Source organism: Bacillus paramobilis (assembly GCF_038096195.1).
GTDB lineage: Bacteria > Bacillota > Bacilli > Bacillales > Bacillaceae_G > Bacillus_A > Bacillus_A mobilis.
Map to the genome: position 1 here is coordinate 4,042,769 of NZ_CP151108.1, position 18,254 is coordinate 4,061,022.

The following is an 18,254-nucleotide window of genomic DNA, read 5'->3' on the forward strand; positions in this document are numbered from 1 at the left end:
TGCTCGAATTTAACAATTTCTTTATGTTTCGTTAAATTAAACATAACACTACTCCTTTATAGTAGTACTATCAGCACTGATACAGAAAGGGGACTCCAACATGTTAGCAGCTTTCCAGCAACAACAAACACGAAAATTTTCACCTATCACAAATACTTCTGCGTCTTGTTTAAACATACAACCTAATCCACCAAAAATTACAATTGCTCCTTCTGTTATTTCAGTCATTGGTGTTCATATGGAAAAAAATAAGTTGAAAGTAAGAACTGGACAAAGTACTGAGTTATCAGCTTCTGTTTTGCCAGCGCAAGCAACGAATACAGAACTTATTTGGACAAATATGAATGCTGATGTTATCACAATGTATCCAAAAGGTGATACGGTAACGATTACTGGAAAAAGTGCCGGAAGAGCAGTCGTAATTGTCACAACTGCTGAAGGAAAGTTCCGTGACCTATGCATGATTCATGTACAACCTTATATGACTAATCCAAAGTAAAAGAGTGGCTACGAAGCCACTCTTTTACTTTGTTTCAATGTGTGAATTTTTACTTGTAACAAGATTGATGAATTGCTCTTTATCTTTAGGAGAAATAATTTCTGTTTGATGTAATCCATAAATAATTTCAAGTCGATCAAATGATAAGGCATGAGCTACTACTGGATTTTTCGTATTTGAAATTTGTTGTATATCTCGTATAAAGTGAAACTTTAATCAGTGGGGTTTTCTTCATCCCCCACTGATTATTAGTTGAACTAATCGGACTTTTATGGGCCGTTGATCCCCCACCTAACTTCTTTGCTTTCGCTGAATTTTGAGGTGGGGGTCTTACTGCCCATTAAAGCGGGATAAATATGCGCTTTTTAACGAAACCCGATTTAATAGTAATTGTTTCTTCTCCGACGACATATCTTGTCGAAAACCAACTCCAAATAAATAATATGGCTAATGGCATTGTAAAAAATAAAAGAAAATACTCGCTCCCTGCAAATAGAGGAGCAAAACACGCTCCAATGACAACGAAAAAAATCGGATATAACCATGTATCTTTTTTTGATGGAAATTCCATTAAACTTCCCCTCTCTTGATTTAAGTCAATGATTCTGCTCCTCTTCCCTTTTACAATGAAAATAACATTAGAATAGGAGGACTTATTATGCCTGAACGAAAGTATGCCTTATTTGCTGGCTTTTCTCTTCTTATTATGGCATTCGTTGCATTTTTTTCTTACGGTTTTGTTCATGGAAATCTCGTTGTACAAGAAGATGCGAGCACGACATTCCATAATATCCAAACTTCACATTCACTTTTCAAAGCGGAAATCTTCGGTTGGATTATCATTTTCATTACTGATATTGTCGCTGCGTGGGCTCTTTATTTCTTTCTAAAACCAATTCATACTAGCCTCTCATTACTAGCTGCCTTGCTTCGTCTTATGTATACAGCGATACTTGGCATTGCTATATTTAATCTAATATTAGCATTGCTACTTTCAAAAAGTACGATTGCAAATTCAGAAACATATGTGATGTTGTCTCTCAGTGTCTTCGAGTACATTTGGTCTGTAGGATTAATCATTTTCGGCTTACATCTTTTCGTTTTAGGTTATGTAGCTCTCCTATCTAAACATATACCGAAATGGATTAGTATACTACTATTCTTCGCGTCTATCGGTTATATCATAATTCACGTCATGAATACGATGTTTTCACAATACGATACGATGATCTCAATCTTACAAACACTGTTCCAATTGCCAATGATTGCAGGTGAACTCGGATTTAGTATATGGCTATTGATTAGAGGTGGAAAAAACGCTACTGTTTGAGTCTTTTCTTAATTCTGCTTAATGATTCTGGCGTAATACCTAGATAACTTGCCAATTGATATTGAGGAACACGATTGATTAAATGAGGTCGTTTTTGTAATAATGATTTGTAGCGCTCTTCTGGTGTCGATGCAATAAATAATGAAAGTTCTTCTTGTACCTCACCGAAATTGTATTCAATCATTTGGCGTGTCATTTCCTCTAATTGTGAATATTTCTTATACATGTCCTTTTCACTATGCAGGTCGCCAACTACAACTAGACAGTCTTCTAAACACGTTAACGTATGCGGGGATGATTTATCTTGTTTATGATGATTAAACTTGGCGATTGCTTGTTCTTCTGTATAAAAATTTGATGTAACCTCTTTCCCTGTTTCATCTATACAATATTGCCTAATGCATCCCTTTAATACAAAATAACATTTCGAAGGAACATCTCCTTGCCTTAGGAGCACTGTTCCTTTTTTATATTCTTCAATTTGTAATTCACTGAGGATTATGTGCTGCTCCTCTTCACTTAGTGTTGTAAGGTTCTGCATATACTTCTTTAATACTTCTTCCATTTTCCTCCCCCCTTCTTCCTCTGTATTTCTATAAAACAAAAAGAGAAGTATTACAACTTCTCTTTTCTCCTCTAACATTATATTTCCTGTGTATACGCCGGCTCGTTTACTACATTTTTTGCTGTTCGTTTTTGTTGCTGTAGTAAGAAAACAGATACACCAAACAATACGAGCACGCTACCGATAATTTGCATTACATTTAGTCTTTCACCGAGTAAGAAGAACGCTAGTATAGATGCTCCAACAGGTTCTCCCAAAATACTCATTGAAATTGTTGTTGCATTTACGTAGTTTAATAACCAATTATTAATGACGTGTGATACTGTCGGAACAACCGCAAGTAAAAGAAAAACGGTCCAATCCCACTTCGTATAACCTGTAAAAGGCACTTGCAACACTATATTATACATCCCCATAAAAATACCTGCGAATGCAAAAACTGTAAAGCTGTAAATCCAGTGTGATACTTTCTTTACTGTCGTTTGCCCGATAAATAAATAACCGACAACCGCTATTACACTTAAAAAGGATAATATATCTCCATAAATTGCTTGTTCACTTAGCCCTAAATCTCCCCAGCCAATACACATTACGCCTAATATCGCAATTCCCATTGTCGCAATGGCTGAGTATGTAGTTCTTTCTTTAAATAAGAAAAAACCTCCAACTAAAGATACAATTGGTTGAAGCGCTAAAATAATCGTCGAACTAGCAACTGTCGTATGCTTTAAAGATTCAAACCATAAAAGAAAATGAAGTGCTAAAAAGAAACCAGATCCAATTAAAAATCCCCAATCTTTTATTTGAATCTTACTAAATTCCTCCCGTTTTTTCCAAACGATTGGCAGCATAATAAGTACGATAATCCATAATCGGTACATACTTAATATTGAAGATGGTGCTGAGGACATCTTTACAAAAACTGCTGCGAATGAAATGGCTATAATGGAAATGGCTAATGGTAGTGCGATTGATCTTTCTTGCTTCAAATTCCGTCTCCCCTCTCACCTGTCAAAAATCCCACTTCATTATATCCGTTTTCTTTCATAACTTAAATACTAATTTTTTAGATTCTTCGTACCATTATGGTAAAATAGAAACGAAAGCACCTATTAGTGGATATTTCTTTCTTTTTCACTACAAGCGTCGCTCTTACAATCATTACAGTAAATTTTTATTAGGGGGATCTACATGAATCAAACAATCGGGAGAATTGAAGAAATTTCATTTTATAGCGCATCACTTCAAGAAGATATTACACTTCTCGTTTACTTACCGGTAAATTACACACCACTGCACAAGCATACAGTTGTAATTGCACAAGATGGTAGAGATTATTTTCAGCTTGGTAAAGCGCACCGTGTAATTGAGCGCCTTCGTGAAACTGAAGAAATTGACCGTACAATTATTGTCGGTATTCCATATAAAAATGTACACGATCGTAAAGAAAAATATTTCCCAAATGAAGTAAAAAACGCTGCATATATTCGTTTCCTTGCTCATGAACTTGCACCATATATCGATGAAAATTACCCAACGTACCAAATGGGAAAAGGTCGTGTGTTAATTGGTGATTCTCTTGGCGGAACAGTTTCCTTCATGACTGCACTTATGTATCCGCATACATTCGGTAAAGTCGTTATGCAGTCACCATTTGTGGATGAAACAGTGATGAACTTAGCAAAAGACTTCAAAAATCCGGAGGCGCTAGACCTTTATCACGTCATTGGGACAGAAGAAACAGCTGTAAAGCGCACGGATGGACAAGTATCTGATTTCGTACAACCGAACCGTGAGCTCAATACGCTTCTGACAGATAGAAATTTCATCACGCATTACGAGGAGTTTGAAGGTAACCACACGTGGAAATATTGGCAAACTGATTTACCGAAAGCTTTCTCTCATATTCTATCAATGAAATAATAGAGAGCAGTATTCAGAATAATTTGATATAATAGATAGAGAGATTTGTTTTTCTCAAAATCTAACTAGACTTACAAAGGGAGGAATTGGAACATGAAATTAGGCATTGTAATTTTTCCATCTAAAATGATTCAAGATAAAGCGAACGGATTGCGTAAACGTTATGATCCACACTACGCATTAGTTCCGCCACATATTACATTGAAAACACCCTTTGAGACGCAAGATGATCAACTAGAATCGATTGTAAACGAGTTACATACAATCGCAAGTAAAACGAACCCTTTCACCCTTCATGTTGGAAAAGTTGGTTCATTCGCACCTGTTAATAATGTTCTTTATTTTAAAGTAGAAAAAACACCTGAACTCACTTTCTTAAATGAGGAGATGCATAGTGAATTCTTTACGCAAGAACGCGAATACGCTTTCGTACCCCATTTAACAATCGGACAAGGCTTATCAGATGCAGAACATGCTGATGTATTAGGTCGATTACGTATGAAAGATTTCTATTATGAACAACCAATTGATCGCTTCCATCTTCTATATCAATTAGAAAATGGAACATGGACTGTACACGAAACATTCCACCTTGGAAAGGGGCACAACTAATTTGCACGCACAAATCGTACAAACGGACAAACAACTAAGAGACGCATTCTCTGTACGTAAGCAAGTATTTGTGAATGAACAACAAGTTTCTGCTGAAGAAGAGTATGATGAATTTGAAGAAACTTCAACACACGTTGTTATATATGATAATGATGTTCCAGTTGGTGCTGGTCGTTTTCGCATACTGGATGGAATAGGAAAAATGGAACGTATTTGCGTACTAGCTTCCCATCGTAAAAAAGGGATTGGAAAAATTGTTATGGATGCACTTGAAGCGTATGCGAAGGAAAACTCGCTACCAAAATTAAAGCTGCACGCCCAAACACATGCTGAAAATTTCTATAAGAAACTTGGATATGTAACGAATTCTAATGTATTCATGGAAGCAAATATTCCTCACATCGTTATGATAAAAGAATTGTAATTTGAAAACAGGAGGTATCCCCTCCTGTTTTTTACATTGCTATTTTCTTTTTCTTCCGCTAAAGTTAAATGTTGATGCTATAGTTTTGAAGGTGAATATATGACACAAGAAAAATTTTCACAAAAATCATTAACGCACGCTGATATTCCGCGCGCAACATATCATATTCCGAAAACATCTACCCATTTAATTATGGAAGAAGATGCAGATGCAGCGTATTTCCGCGCTCTCGAGCAACAAAATGTATTTTTAAATGAAAAACAATTAGAAGCCGTGCGAACGACAGAAGGTCCTGTCCTTACATTAGCTGGTGCTGGAAGCGGGAAAACGTCTGTTTTAACAACTCGCGTAGGTTATTTAGTAAATGTAAAACAAGTTCATCCGCGCAATATTTTATTGCTTACATTTACACAAAAAGCAGCTGAAGAAATCCGAAACCGTGTAGCAAATTTACCAGGTATGAATCGTGCAGCAAGTAGCTACGTTGTTGCTGGTACATTCCACTCTGTCTTTTTAAAATTGCTTCGTAGTCAAGGATATAATCAGCAAATTTTAGCAAACGAAAAACATAAGCAAATTATGATAAAGAAAATTTTAAAAGAGTTACGCTTAAAAGACGATTATGATGCTGAAACGATGCTCGCTATGATTTCACTTGAGAAAAACAAATTGAATCGTCCGAAAGATGTAAAAGCAAAAACACCCGTTGAACAAGAATTTAAAGAAGTATACGAGCGTTTTGAAGAAGTGAAACAACGATATAATTATATTGATTTCGATGACATCTTATTAGAAACATATTATATGTTAGAAAACAACGCTCCTTTGCTTACCCAATTACAACAACGTTTCCACTATATTGAAGTAGATGAGTTCCAAGATACATCGTATGCACAATATGAAATTGTAAAATTGTTAGCCACGCCAAGAAATAATTTATTTATCGCAGGTGATGACGACCAGGCGATATACGGCTGGCGAGGAGCAAGTCACCAAATTATTTTATCTTTTCCAAAAGAATTTGATAACACTACGATTATCGCACTTAATACGAATTATCGATCCAATCCTTTTATCGTCGGACTTGGAAATGAAGTTATCAAACTAAATCAAGAACGTTTTGATAAAGAGCTATATTCTGTACGCGAAGAAGGTGTACAACCTTTTTATGCAAGACCTGCTACGACTCTTGATGAAGCAAATCAAATTTTGCAGCTCATTCAAGAAAAAGTAGATAGCGGCGAACGTAATTTTAAAGATTTTTGTTTACTGTATCGCACACATTCTGTAAGCCGTTCGTTACTTGATCAGCTTACCATTCACAAAATACCGTTTATTAAGCACGGGGCGAGCCAATCATTTTATGAACATTCTTTAATTAAGCCTGTATTAGATCATTTAAGACTGGTAATTGAACCGTTTCGACTAGAATCACTTTCAAATATATTGCCAACGATGTATATTGGCCGTGATGATTGTATTTCATTTATTGAACGTGAACAATGGAAATATGGTGAGGGCCGTTTCCCTTCTCTTCTTCATTTCTTATTATTAAATCCGAGCTTAAAACCTTTTCAAGTGAAAAAGGTAAATGAGCGTATCGATTTTATTAAATTTATAAAAGAATTAGAACCGAAAAAAGCATTAAAAGAAATTATTCATGGTAAAGGAAAGTATTTAGAGTACTTACAAAGTAATGATCGCTCTTCCTTTACGATGCATAAAGATATACAAGAAGAAATGTTAGAAGAATTAATGGAGTCTGCAACTCGTTTCACCGATATTCCAGCATATTTACAATTTATTGATGAAGCAATTCAAGGTCAAAAAGAAATGGAAGCATTAAAAACAATGCCGGAAAAAAATGCTGTTTCGCTTATGTCTATTCATAACGCAAAAGGTCTTGAATTTCCATGCGTCTTTTTACTTGGAGCAAGCGATGGTATTCTCCCTCATACTTCTTCTTTAAAAGATGCCAATGATCGTGTTACAGAGACTTCTGAAGCTTTAGAAGAAGAACGTCGACTACTTTATGTCGCCATTACACGTGCGAAAGAAGAACTTTACATTTCCTCTCCTCAATTTTTTAGAGGAAAAAAATTAGATATCTCTCGTTTTTTATATACTGCGCGAAAAGATTTACCTGAAAAGACATCCACTAAATAAGGATGTCTTTTTTTTATATTGCATTATGTACATCCCTACTATATAAATTCCATGTTCTTATCATAAGAATTAACGTAATATCAACCATATCCCGTTCATATTGTAATAGTGTATGTCAGAACTCAAGATAAGGAGTGAACATAATGAGCTGCAATTGTAACGAAGACCATCATCATCACGATTGTGATTTCAACTGTGTATCAAATGTCGTTCGTTTTATACATGAATTACAAGAATGTGCAACCACAACATGCGGATCTGGTTGCGAAGTTCCATTTTTAGGAGCACATAATAGTGCATCTGTAGCAAATACACGACCTTTTATTTTATACACAAAAGCTGGAACACCATTTGAAGCATTCGCGCCATCTGCAAGCCTTTCTAGCTGCCAATCTCCAATTTTCCGTGTCGAGAGTATAGATGATGATGATTGTGCTGTATTGCGTGTATTAACGGTAGTATTAGGTGATACTTCTCCTGTACCACCTGGTGACGATCCAATCTGTACGTTTTTAGCTGTACCAAATGCAAGATTAATATCGACCAACACTTGCCTTACTGTTGATTTAAGTTGCTTCTGCGCTATTCAATGCTTACGTGATGTTACGATTTAAAACTAAATAATGAGTTAAGCATGGATTGGGTGGCAGAAAATTCTGCCACCCAATCCATGCTTAAAAGGTATTATTATGTATTTTTCTTAAAATTGGGAACTTGTCTAGAACATAGAACCTGTCCTTTTCATTAACTGAAAGTAGAAACAGATAAAGGAGTGAAAAACATGTTCTCTTCTGATTGCGAATTTACTAAAATCGATTGCGAAGCGAAACCAGCTAGTACACTACCTGCCTTCGGTTTTGCTTTCAACGCTTCCGGCCCTCAGTTCGCTTCATTATTCACACCATTACTATTACCTAGCGTAAGTCCAAACCCAAATATTACTGTTCCTGTAATAAACAATACAGTAAGTGTCGGAGATGGCATTCGAATTCAAGTAGCTGGTATTTATCAAATCAGTTATACATTAACAATTAGTCTTGATAACGTTCCTACCGCACCAGAAGCTGGTCGTTTCTTCTTATCATTAGGTACGCCGGCTAACATTATTCCTGGATCAGGTACAGCGGTTCGATCTAACGTTATTGGTACTGGTGAAGTAGATGTATCCAGTGGTGTTATTCTTATTAACTTAAACCCTGGTGACTTAATTCAAATTGTACCAGTTGAACTGCTTGGAACTGTGGACATCCGTGCTGCAGCATTAACAGTTGCACAAATTAGCTAGTAAAAAGCGGTATTTCTCCTTTGAAATACCGCTTTTTATATGTATAATAAAAAACACTCACAGTAACATGAGTGTTTCATTCTTCATATTGTTTTATTGTGTTCTTCTTTTTCCCGCAATTACATCCCTTTTTCTTCACAAATCCTTGTTGTTGTAATTGTTCTTGATATGCCTGTTGTTGTGCTTGGTGTTGTTGCTGCATGTAATACCATTGCTGCAGGTCATATGAATTTTGCCTTGGATTATTGCTCACAGCAAACATCTCCTCTACTGTCAATTCTGTCTATTTACTATATGAACAACTCTTTATTTCCGTTCCCTCATTCTTTTAAACTCCGCTTTTTCTAGTATTATGAAAATATATTATTCTCCCATAAAATATCCTGTAATCGTTTCAATGATTGCTGCTGCTCCTGCAATAGCTAATAATGCAAGTAACGGCTCTGCAACGATAGGAATCCAATTATATAAAACTAATAAAAAAGCACTAACCCATACACCTGTACACCAATAACAACTTAATAATTCGCCAATCCACTTTCTTAACCCTTTCCCTTTTACTTTTGTAAAAGTTGATACACTTCCATCTGGCTCTGTAATCTCTAATTCATCAATAAACGGTCTTCGCAAAAAAGCTGTAATTTTATCATACACAATTAAACGGGTGAGCCTAAAAGCAGCTAACGCGAAAATAAAGAATAAAAGCCAACTTGTAAACAGCATGATTCCACCTTCCCTTATCTTCTTTCGCCTATTTAAAAAAAAAGGTCTTAAGATTGTGACCAAATCTCCTCGACTCCAATATCTTATTAATGTAAATACAAACAAGAAGATAAGGAGTGACATTAATGAGTTGTAACGAAAATAAACACCATGGCTCTTCTCATTGTGTAGTTGACGTTGTAAAATTCATCAATGAATTACAAGATTGTTCTACAACAACGTGTGGATCTGGTTGTGAAATCCCATTTTTAGGCGCACACAATAGTGCTTCAGTAGCAAATACACGCCCTTTTATTTTATACACAAAAACTGGAGAACCTTTTGAAGCATTTGCACCAACTGCAAGCCTTTCTAGCTGCCGATCTCCAATTTTCCGTGTGGAAAGTGTAGATGACGATAGCTGTGCTGTACTACGTGTATTAACTGTAGTATTAGGTGATACCTCTCCTGTACCACCTGGTGATGATCCAATTTGTACGTTTTTAGCTGTACCAAATGCAAGATTAGTATCGACTAACACTTGTCTTACTGTTGATTTAAGCTGTTTCTGTGCGATTCAATGCTTACGCGACGTTTCTATCTAATAAGTGAAGTAAACTAAAAAACTATTAGGGTGGTAGAAGATTTCTACCACCTTTACATATTTAAAAGCCGGCCATATCAATCGATTTGATGTCTTCTATAGATAACCTAATATCTCTCATACTATTTGGTGGCATAATAGCTACAATTCCATTACGATACGAGATGATCGATCCAATATAAGAAACGGTAGCCGTTTTTATTCTGCACCTTACTTTCGGAATATAATGAGGGCGGTTTAATAAAAAATGAATTTTCTCTTCATTATTCATATCCTTAAATGATTTATTATACGGGACTGTTCTCACTGGCTCTTGCTGTTCTTGCTGCTCTTGTACTTGTTCCTCTTCTTCTATTTCTTCTATTTGCTGCTCTTGTTGTTCTTGCTGTTCTATTACCTCTTCCACAGCACTACTTACAGCATTTTCATTTTCATTTTCATTTCTATTACTTTCTTCTCTGCGATCCTCATTTTCAAAGTTTGTTAAGATAATCCTTTTTATTTTCGGTGCAGCAAGTTCCAAACTTACTTGCGCAATATATAACAACGGTTTTCCAACTGTTGAACTTTTATTTTTATTCTTCACACTCGTCCCTCCCACTTCCATACGTAACTGAATAAATCGTGTACTATTATAGTTATATTCATAACGTGGTAAGAACTTTCGTTAAAAATCGTTCTTTCTAAGAACAAATAAAAAGGACAATCTCAACATATAGAGATTGTCCTTTAAAAATGAATATTATATTTATCCTAGGATATGATATCCTGAATCAACGTGAATGTTTTCTCCTGTTACGCCGCGTGCTAAATCACTGAATAAGAATACTGCTGTATCCCCAACTTCTTCTGGAGTTGTTGTACGACGGAGTGGTGCGCGCTCCTCAATTTCTCTTAAGATTGAGTTAAAGTCGCCTACACCTTTTGCAGATAACGTACGAATTGGTCCTGCAGAAATAGCGTTAACGCGAATGCCGTGTTGGCCTAAATCGTTAGCTAAATATTTCACGCTCGCTTCTAATGAAGCTTTCGCAACACCCATAACGTTATAGTTTTTCACAACGCGCTCGCCGCCAAGGTATGTTAACGTTAAAATATTTCCGCCCTCTGTCATTACTTTCTTCGCTTCTCTTGCTACAGCTGTTAAAGAGAATGCACTAATATTTTGTGCAAGTAAAAATCCATCGCGAGAAGTATCTACAAATTCACCTTTTAAATCATCACGATTTGCAAAAGCAATACAGTGTGCAACGCCGTGAATTGTACCAACCTCTTGCTTGATTGTTTCAAAGCAAGCTGTAAGTTCTTCATCATTTGTTACATCACAAGGTAATACAAGTGATTCTTGTCCTTCTAATGTGTCCGCTAATTCACGAACGTTTCTCTCTAAACGTTCTCCTGCATATGTGAAGATTAATTTTGCACCTGCATTATGCAAAGAGCGAGCGATTCCCCATGCAATACTTCTTTGGTTCGCAACGCCCATAACAACAAATGTTTTCCCTTGTAATAGTTCCATGATATATCCTCCCAGAAATACTTATACTTGTTATTAGTACCTGATACTATAATTATAGTACCATAAAACCTCTTAAAGGCAAACAAAAAAGTCATTAACTTAAATTTTGTTAATGACTTTTTGTTTCTATAAAAAACCGCTCTAATCCTTCTTCCCAAGAAGGCATTTGTGAAAAACCATTTAATCGTAGCATGTTATGTTGAAAAACAGAATATTTCGGTCTCGCTGCCGCTGCTCCAAATTCTTCAGTTGAAACTGGTAATACATTCACTTTCATATTTGCATTCGAAAATATTTTCTTTGCAAATTCAAACCAAGAACACGAGCCTCTATTTGATACATGATACGTACCGTATAAAGAAGTATGAATGAGCTTATTAATCATCACATTTAAATCTGTCACATAAGTAGGAGAACCGATTTGATCCGCTACAACAGATACTTCTTCTCTTTCTTTACCTAATCTCATCATCGTTTTCACAAAATTATTCCCATACTTACCATATAGCCACGATGTACGAACGATAAAGTATTTATTATGTAGCTCTTTGACGAACTGCTCTCCCGCATACTTAGAAGCTCCGTATATATTTATCGGCGCTGGATTATGAAATTCACTGTACCCCTCCGGTCTGTCGCCCTGAAATACATAATCAGTACTAATATAAACTAATTTCGCCCCTACTAATTGTGAAGCAACTGCTACATTTCGAGCTCCTATTGCATTTATTACATAAGCGAGATCTTGTTCTTTCTCAGCATGATCAACCTTCGTATACGCTGCACAATGAATAATTATGTGTGGCCTTATTTCTTGTACCACTTGCTGCATTCGGGATATATTTGTTATATCTAGTAACTTTTTATCAAATGGATATATGTCATATTCTTCAGGATTTAACTCTTCTTGTAGTTGCTTTCCCAATTGACCATTTGCTCCTGTTATGATAATCCGTTCTTTCATTTATATGCCCCTTACTGTTTTAATGGTTTCCACCATTCCTTATTCTTCTCATACCATTGCACTGTTTCTTGTAATCCTTGCTCAAACGTATACTTCGGTTCCCAATCAAATTCATTCTTCATTTTCTCTGCATCAATCGCATAACGACGATCGTGTCCTAAACGGTCTGTCACATATTCAATATCTTTTTTCGTTTTTCCTAAGAGAGAGATGATTTGTTCCACAACATCTATATTTGTTTTTTCATTATTTCCACCTATATTATATACTTCTCCTATACGCCCCTCATGCAGAACGACGTCAATCGCACTACAATGATCCGTTACATGTAACCAATCTCTTACATTTAATCCATCACCATATAACGGTAATTTTTTTCCTTCCAGCGCATTCGTAATCATTAACGGAATTAATTTTTCAGGATATTGATACGGCCCATAGTTATTGGAGCAACGCGTTACTATAACTGGTAATTGATATGTTTTATAATAAGATAAAGCTATCATGTCGGCGCTCGCTTTGCTTGAAGAATATGGACTATTTGGAGCTAACGGGGTTTCCTCGGTAAATCTACCTATCTTACCTAACGAGCCGTACACCTCATCTGTTGATACTTGCACGAGTTTAATATGTGGATATTTTTTTACTAATTCTAATAAGGTGACTGTCCCAATTACATTTGTATCATAAAAAGGAATCGGATTCTCAATACTACGGTCCACATGTGATTCAGCCGCGAAATTTACAATTACTTGCACGTCACGTTCCTTAACAACATATTCCAGCAGCTCTCCATTTTGAATTTCCCCTTTTACAAAATAGTAATTCGGATGATCTTGAATAGACTTTACATTATTTAAGTTTCCACTATATGTTAATGCATCAAAATTAATAATTTTATATGTTTCATAGCTTTGTAACATGTAATGAATAAAATTACTTCCAATAAATCCGGCCCCACCTGTTACTAATATATTCATAAACAACTCTCCTACTCAAAAGCTATCTTCATATTCCTGAAGTAACGGTAATATTCGATCTTTATCAGACAAAATAGGACTTGTTACCGGCCATGGAATTGCTAATTCTTTATCGTCCCAAATTACCCCTGAGTCATGATCGGCACTATAATACTCATCTACTTTATACATAACAATCGTATGCGCGACAAGTGTACAAAAACCATGTGCAAATCCTTTTGGCACTAATAATTGCCGATGATTATCCGCACTTAAAATATATCCTCTCCACTGTTTAAACGTTGGTGAATCTTTTCGTAAATCAACGATAACATCATAGATTGCCCCTTGCATAACTTGAATAAGTTTCGTTTGTGCTTTCGGATTTTTTTGAAAGTGTAATCCGCGAATCGTTCCCGCTTCCGCTGAATACGAAACATTATCCTGTACAAATGAATACGTAACCCCTAATGTTTCTAGCACCTTCTTATTATAACTTTCAGTAAAAAAGCCACGCTCATCTCCAAATAGCCTTGGTTCCAACAATTTTGCGTCGGTAAAATTTGTTTCTATAACTTTCATATTCTCACCTATTCTCCGTTAAACTGTTTACCAAAGTTTATATCCCGCGCTAATGTATTCGCCCTTTGAAGTGAAACATGAGTTCCCGCATCAGTCCACCAACCACTCATTTCATTATAAGTAAGTACCCCTCGCTTTAAATACCAATTATTAATATCTGTAATTTCAAGTTCTCCCCTTGCGGAAGGTTTTAATTCTTTTATATAAGAAAAGACTTTCGGATCATACAAATAAATTCCTGTAACTGCATAGGAACTTTTCGGCTCTTTCGGCTTTTCTTCAATTTCAATTATTTTTCGGTTTTGAATATGCGCCACGCCAAATCTCTCCGGATCATCTACAGATTGCAGCAGTACTTTCGCACCTTCTTTTTGATTTGCAAACTCTTCAACGTACGGACGAATGTCATCTGAAAAAATATTATCTCCTAATATAACTACCATACGATCTTTCCCGACAAAATCCTCACAAAGCCCTAATGCTTGTGCAATTCCCCCTGCCTTATCTTGCACACGATACGTAAAGGACACGCCAAACTCTTGACCGCTTCCTAAGAAACTAACAACATCCCCCATATGCTCTTTCCCTGTAATAATCATAATATCTGTAATATCGCATTGTTTTAGCTTATATACCGCATGATAAATCATTGGGTAACGTCCAACCGGAAGCAAATGTTTATTCGTTACTTTCGTTATTGGATATAATCTCGATCCAGTTCCACCTGCTAAAATAATTCCTTTCATCCTACATCTCTCCCTTATGATGGAGATAGTATATCTTTGTAATGTTCTACAAACACTTTTCGATACTTCTCATATGTATCCGCATCAAACTCATCCCCGTTGTAGTGAATACACCATAAATTTGCTTGATTAGGGATACCAATTAAATAACCCGCCTTTTGAAATTCTAAAGACTGCGACACATCATAAAAGTGGAATCCTTGAAACAAGTCTTCTCGCCACGGAATATCATATTGTGTCGCCATTAATAATCCATCAATTGCCTGAACTGACATAAATGATTGATTCCCATAAAACATCTGATCTAAATTTAACAATTGATAATTTTGTCTTCTGTACTCAATCACTTTCCCTACTAAATTTTTCCCTTCCCACCATATCCCGTTGCTCGGTAAAAACTGAGCACCAGCTACGCCAATTAAACCAAGTTTTTCGTTATCTTGAAAAAGAGAAATGAGTGTATAAAATATCTCCCGATTAATAAGATAAGTATCTTGATGTATATAAACCTTATACTTCGCGGGATATGAAAGTGCTCGGTTATATGCACTTGCCATACTTTTCGCATCTCGTATCGGAAAAATTTGTACGACATAACCAGGGGGAACAAAAAGATTTCTTATTTGTCTCTCGCATTGTTCAAATAAATCTTCATTATTTATACAAACAACGACTAATATTGTATGATCCTTCATCTTGTAGCCTCTCTATTCGTCTTGATTTTCATCTGACATATAGTGCTCCACAAATATCTTTCTATACTTTTCATAGTTGGTCATATTCACATCAAAATGATAATGAATACACCACGCATCACGCTGTACAGGAACCCCAACTGTATAGCCAGCTTTTCTAAATTCAAATGATTGAGATACATCATAAAAGTCAAACCCATCAAACAAGTCTTCTCGCCACGGAATATCGTATTGCGTTGCCATTAATAAACCGTCAATACATTCAACTGGCATAAATGTTTTTGACTCATGGTATGGCTTTTCTTGACTTGCCATATAAAATAAATCATTCATATAACCAATTACTTTCCCAACAATTCCTCTGCCTACATTCCACGTTCCATTTGGAGGAACATATTGAGCTCCAACCATACCAATCATCCCAAGATGTTCATGTTCCTGAAACAATTGAAGTAATCCATATAAAAAGCCTACATTTACAATAAAAACATCTTGATGTATATATATTTTATATTTCGCTGGATGCGAAATTGCTTTATTATATCCACTCGTCATACTTTCTGCATTTCGAATCGGCATAAATTGTATCGTGTATCCTGGAGGAACTGCCAATTGTAATATATGTCGCGCACATTGTGCATACAGTTTCCGATCATTTATACACGTAACAAATAATATTGTTTTCTCTGCCGCACTCATAATTGCGATTTTTCTGCTTCAATAATATATTGAAATACAACCGTCTCAGCCATGAAGCCACTTCCAAGACGATATTTTTTACAAATTCCATATAGTTCTTCAATAAGCGGTTCATATATTTTATGATCAATATATACACGATCTACTTTACTAATCGAATAACCTGCTTTTAAAAACATTCGGAGCATTTCATTAAAAGTAAAGAAACGAATATGTGTTTTATCTAATAAACCATATTCTGTATACGTCCAATTTCCAGCGAGTAAGGGAGCTAATACTGAGATGTGAGAAACGTTCGGTATACTTGCCAAAATTACACCATTTTGCTTTATATATGGTTTTACTTTTTCTATTACAGCCCACGGATCAAATAAATGCTCTAATACGTCTCCAAATATAACGCAATCAAATTGCTCCTCCTCATACGGCATATCCATTGTTTCGATATCGCCTAAAACAACATGATCTAGTTTTTCTTTTGCTTTTTCCGCTGCCTCTGGGAATGCCTCAATTCCTGATACACGTGTGCCATTTTCTTTTATGACCGCTCCCAATGCACCACTCGAACAACCAATATCAAGAACTTCTTTCCATTCCTTTTTTATATGCTTTAATAAATTCGGATTCACTGCATTATAATAATGCCCAGACTTTTCTTCATATAAAGAATTTTTTGGGGAATTCATTTCACACACTCCTTATGCAAATTGAATTTGAAATATAAACCTCATATGAAGTCTATACATGTACCGATACTTTACTATATAGCCAATCTATTATAGTTAGAATCGTGATAAGCTATTTCTAAAAAAAAGCAACCTATAACGATTTATATTGTTTATCAAAAACACTCCGAAAATATTTGCGGTTATATTCAATTGCAGCATTATTCGGAACATAAGAAGCTGCTAATTCATTGTAATAATAAGCTTTATCTTGCTCTCCTAACTTGCTATAACAAATACACATTTGTAAATAAGGGATCCATGTGTAGCTAGCTGGACTGTGAAAAGGACTCTCTGTTGCCACTGGCACTTCTGTTGCAAGTTTAAACCAAAAAATTGCTTCATTATATTTTTGTTGATCCATATATATATATCCTATTCTTGTACAATTCTCTCCTCTAGGAACATCATACCGAAATGATTTTACACAAGATTCAACTGCCTTCTCCCACATTCCAAGCTTTGCATAGCAATCTCCTAATTTACCACATGCATAAATTTTCTCTTCATACCAACCTTCGTCTTGATTAAGAAATGTTTCATATAGCAAAACTGCATCATCATATTTTTGATTATCCATAGATTCATTCGCGTAATAAAACAAATCTCTCGGACTCAATTCTTCTCCAGCTGCTACAGTATCTTGAAAAATTTTCAAATTACGGTTCGTTACTTTCTTTTCTTTTTTATGTGTAATCGCAACATTACTATTAAAAATCTCACCAAAAACAGCTAAATACTCATGCACCTTTCCAAACCATTGAAATTCTTTTTCACGCTTTACAAGTCGATATCTTTTTGTACAATATAAAGGTTTCCCGTTAGAATCCATTACAAGATGATACGGCATCGAAACAGCATCAACATTAGGATCTAACTCTCTTTTTAATACGTTCAATGCCTCTTGAGCATCTTCTAATAACACATCATCAGCATCTAGCCATAATATATATTCTTGCGTTGCTTTCGAAAAAGAAAAATTTCTAGCTGCCGCAAAATCATTAATCCATGAAAAATCATATATGTTAGAGGTATATTGAGCTACAATTTCTTTCGTTCGATCAATGGAACCTGTATCAACTATAATAATTTCATCGACGATTTTTTCTACTGCGTCTAAACATCGACCAATTGTATCTTCCTCATCTCGAACAATCATACATAAACTAATTGTAATTCCTTGCTTGTTCAACATAATCACCCTCTTCCAAATCAATCATATGTTATACATACAATAAACTTTCCACTTTTTTAA

23 protein-coding genes and 2 pseudogenes are annotated in these 18,254 nt (G+C 35.5%); 9 read left to right on the plus strand and 16 right to left on the minus strand.

Going from position 1 to position 18,254, the window contains the following annotated elements; translation table 11 throughout:
* The first annotated feature begins 100 nt into the window (after positions 1-100).
* On the plus strand, positions 101-499 hold the full coding sequence (locus AABL52_RS20675) for an Ig-like domain-containing protein (protein WP_097845361.1): 399 nt from the start codon (positions 101-103) through the stop codon (positions 497-499).
* A 24-nt stretch (positions 500-523) separates the two neighbouring features.
* Here the strand turns inward: AABL52_RS20675 and AABL52_RS20680 are convergent.
* A pseudogene (locus tag AABL52_RS20680) lies at positions 524-703 on the minus strand (PH domain-containing protein); the annotation flags it as partial.
* A gap of 151 nt (positions 704-854) precedes the next feature.
* Positions 855-1,070, minus strand: a pseudogene (locus tag AABL52_RS20685) (PH domain-containing protein); the annotation flags it as partial.
* An 87-nt stretch (positions 1,071-1,157) separates the two neighbouring features.
* On the opposite strand from AABL52_RS20685, the gene AABL52_RS20690 reads away from it, so the two are divergent.
* The gene (locus AABL52_RS20690) at positions 1,158-1,829 is read left to right on the plus strand and encodes a DUF4386 domain-containing protein (protein WP_341518305.1); all 672 of its coding nucleotides are present in this window, start codon (positions 1,158-1,160) and stop codon (positions 1,827-1,829) included.
* Here the strand turns inward: AABL52_RS20690 and AABL52_RS20695 are convergent.
* Positions 1,819-2,394, minus strand: a complete 576-nt coding sequence (locus AABL52_RS20695; protein WP_341518306.1) for a Crp/Fnr family transcriptional regulator — start codon at positions 2,392-2,394, stop codon at positions 1,819-1,821. The two genes, AABL52_RS20690 and AABL52_RS20695, sit on opposite strands and share 11 nt — an antisense overlap.
* A 77-nt stretch (positions 2,395-2,471) precedes the next feature.
* Positions 2,472-3,383 carry a DMT family transporter gene (locus AABL52_RS20700; RefSeq protein ID WP_097845358.1) on the minus strand — a complete coding sequence of 304 codons (912 nt, stop codon included), beginning with the start codon at positions 3,381-3,383 and terminating at the stop codon, positions 2,472-2,474.
* A gap of 202 nt (positions 3,384-3,585) precedes the next feature.
* On the opposite strand from AABL52_RS20700, the gene AABL52_RS20705 reads away from it, so the two are divergent.
* The 6 genes from AABL52_RS20705 to exsF all read left to right on the plus strand — a co-directional run bounded on the left by AABL52_RS20705 (position 3,586) and on the right by exsF (position 8,804).
* On the plus strand, positions 3,586-4,317 hold the full coding sequence (locus AABL52_RS20705; RefSeq protein WP_098237566.1) for an alpha/beta hydrolase: 732 nt from the start codon (positions 3,586-3,588) through the stop codon (positions 4,315-4,317).
* A 93-nt stretch (positions 4,318-4,410) separates the two neighbouring features.
* Positions 4,411-4,929 carry a YjcG family protein gene (locus AABL52_RS20710; protein ID WP_000765867.1) on the plus strand — a complete coding sequence of 173 codons (519 nt, stop codon included), beginning with the start codon at positions 4,411-4,413 and terminating at the stop codon, positions 4,927-4,929.
* Between the two features lies 1 nt (position 4,930).
* On the plus strand, positions 4,931-5,353 hold the full coding sequence (locus AABL52_RS20715) for a GNAT family N-acetyltransferase (RefSeq protein WP_341518307.1): 423 nt from the start codon (positions 4,931-4,933) through the stop codon (positions 5,351-5,353).
* A gap of 99 nt (positions 5,354-5,452) precedes the next feature.
* Entirely contained in the window at positions 5,453-7,519 is a 2,067-nt protein-coding gene (locus tag AABL52_RS20720) for an ATP-dependent helicase (protein WP_000191180.1), read from the plus strand.
* A gap of 143 nt (positions 7,520-7,662) precedes the next feature.
* Positions 7,663-8,133, plus strand: coding sequence for a spore coat protein CotY (gene cotY, locus AABL52_RS20725; RefSeq protein ID WP_001277702.1), 471 nt, complete (start codon positions 7,663-7,665; stop codon positions 8,131-8,133).
* 167 nt (positions 8,134-8,300) lie between these two features.
* A complete protein-coding gene (gene exsF, locus AABL52_RS20730) occupies positions 8,301-8,804 on the plus strand; it encodes an exosporium protein ExsF (protein ID WP_000492946.1) in 504 nt (167 codons plus the stop codon).
* A gap of 76 nt (positions 8,805-8,880) precedes the next feature.
* Here the strand turns inward: exsF and AABL52_RS20735 are convergent, their stop codons facing one another.
* Together AABL52_RS20735 and AABL52_RS20740 are read right to left on the minus strand one after the other, a co-directional pair.
* Positions 8,881-9,066, minus strand: coding sequence for a hypothetical protein (locus tag AABL52_RS20735; protein ID WP_033656000.1), 186 nt, complete (start codon positions 9,064-9,066; stop codon positions 8,881-8,883).
* 101 nt (positions 9,067-9,167) lie between these two features.
* Positions 9,168-9,527 carry a DUF1360 domain-containing protein gene (locus AABL52_RS20740; protein WP_000899662.1) on the minus strand — a complete coding sequence of 120 codons (360 nt, stop codon included), beginning with the start codon at positions 9,525-9,527 and terminating at the stop codon, positions 9,168-9,170.
* 125 nt (positions 9,528-9,652) lie between these two features.
* Between AABL52_RS20740 and exsY the strand changes: the two genes are divergently transcribed.
* On the plus strand, positions 9,653-10,111 hold the full coding sequence (exsY, locus tag AABL52_RS20745; RefSeq protein ID WP_001277729.1) for an exosporium assembly protein ExsY: 459 nt from the start codon (positions 9,653-9,655) through the stop codon (positions 10,109-10,111).
* A gap of 60 nt (positions 10,112-10,171) precedes the next feature.
* Here exsY and AABL52_RS20750 read toward each other — a convergent pair whose 3' ends face one another.
* The 10 genes from AABL52_RS20750 to AABL52_RS20795 all read right to left on the minus strand — a co-directional run bounded on the left by AABL52_RS20750 (position 10,172) and on the right by AABL52_RS20795 (position 18,194).
* Positions 10,172-10,717 (minus strand): CotO family spore coat protein, encoded by a 546-nt coding sequence (locus AABL52_RS20750; protein WP_341518308.1) that lies wholly within the window; start codon positions 10,715-10,717, stop codon positions 10,172-10,174.
* Positions 10,718-10,858: 141 nt separating this feature from the next.
* Positions 10,859-11,629: an enoyl-ACP reductase FabI gene (fabI, locus tag AABL52_RS20755; protein ID WP_000421885.1), complete on the minus strand. Its 771-nt coding sequence runs from the start codon at positions 11,627-11,629 to the stop codon at positions 10,859-10,861.
* Between the two features lie 109 nt (positions 11,630-11,738).
* Positions 11,739-12,593 (minus strand): dTDP-4-dehydrorhamnose reductase, encoded by an 855-nt coding sequence (rfbD, locus tag AABL52_RS20760; RefSeq protein WP_341518309.1) that lies wholly within the window; start codon positions 12,591-12,593, stop codon positions 11,739-11,741.
* 11 nt (positions 12,594-12,604) lie between these two features.
* Positions 12,605-13,573, minus strand: a complete 969-nt coding sequence (gene rfbB, locus AABL52_RS20765) for a dTDP-glucose 4,6-dehydratase (RefSeq protein ID WP_097845353.1) — start codon at positions 13,571-13,573, stop codon at positions 12,605-12,607.
* 15 nt (positions 13,574-13,588) lie between these two features.
* Positions 13,589-14,134, minus strand: coding sequence for a dTDP-4-dehydrorhamnose 3,5-epimerase (gene rfbC / locus AABL52_RS20770; protein WP_000864169.1), 546 nt, complete (start codon positions 14,132-14,134; stop codon positions 13,589-13,591).
* 8 nt (positions 14,135-14,142) lie between these two features.
* Positions 14,143-14,880, minus strand: a complete 738-nt coding sequence (locus AABL52_RS20775; protein ID WP_000676163.1) for a sugar phosphate nucleotidyltransferase — start codon at positions 14,878-14,880, stop codon at positions 14,143-14,145.
* A gap of 14 nt (positions 14,881-14,894) precedes the next feature.
* A complete protein-coding gene (locus AABL52_RS20780) occupies positions 14,895-15,575 on the minus strand; it encodes a glycosyltransferase family protein (RefSeq protein WP_341518310.1) in 681 nt (226 codons plus the stop codon).
* A gap of 12 nt (positions 15,576-15,587) precedes the next feature.
* The gene (locus AABL52_RS20785; RefSeq protein WP_341518311.1) at positions 15,588-16,274 is read right to left on the minus strand and encodes a glycosyltransferase family protein; all 687 of its coding nucleotides are present in this window, start codon (positions 16,272-16,274) and stop codon (positions 15,588-15,590) included.
* Positions 16,271-16,960, minus strand: coding sequence for a class I SAM-dependent methyltransferase (locus AABL52_RS20790; RefSeq protein WP_341518312.1), 690 nt, complete (start codon positions 16,958-16,960; stop codon positions 16,271-16,273). The genes AABL52_RS20785 and AABL52_RS20790 overlap by 4 nt, the downstream gene beginning before the upstream one ends.
* A gap of 133 nt (positions 16,961-17,093) precedes the next feature.
* Positions 17,094-18,194, minus strand: coding sequence for a glycosyltransferase family 2 protein (locus tag AABL52_RS20795; RefSeq protein ID WP_341518313.1), 1,101 nt, complete (start codon positions 18,192-18,194; stop codon positions 17,094-17,096).
* Between the last annotated feature and the right edge of the window lie 60 nt (positions 18,195-18,254).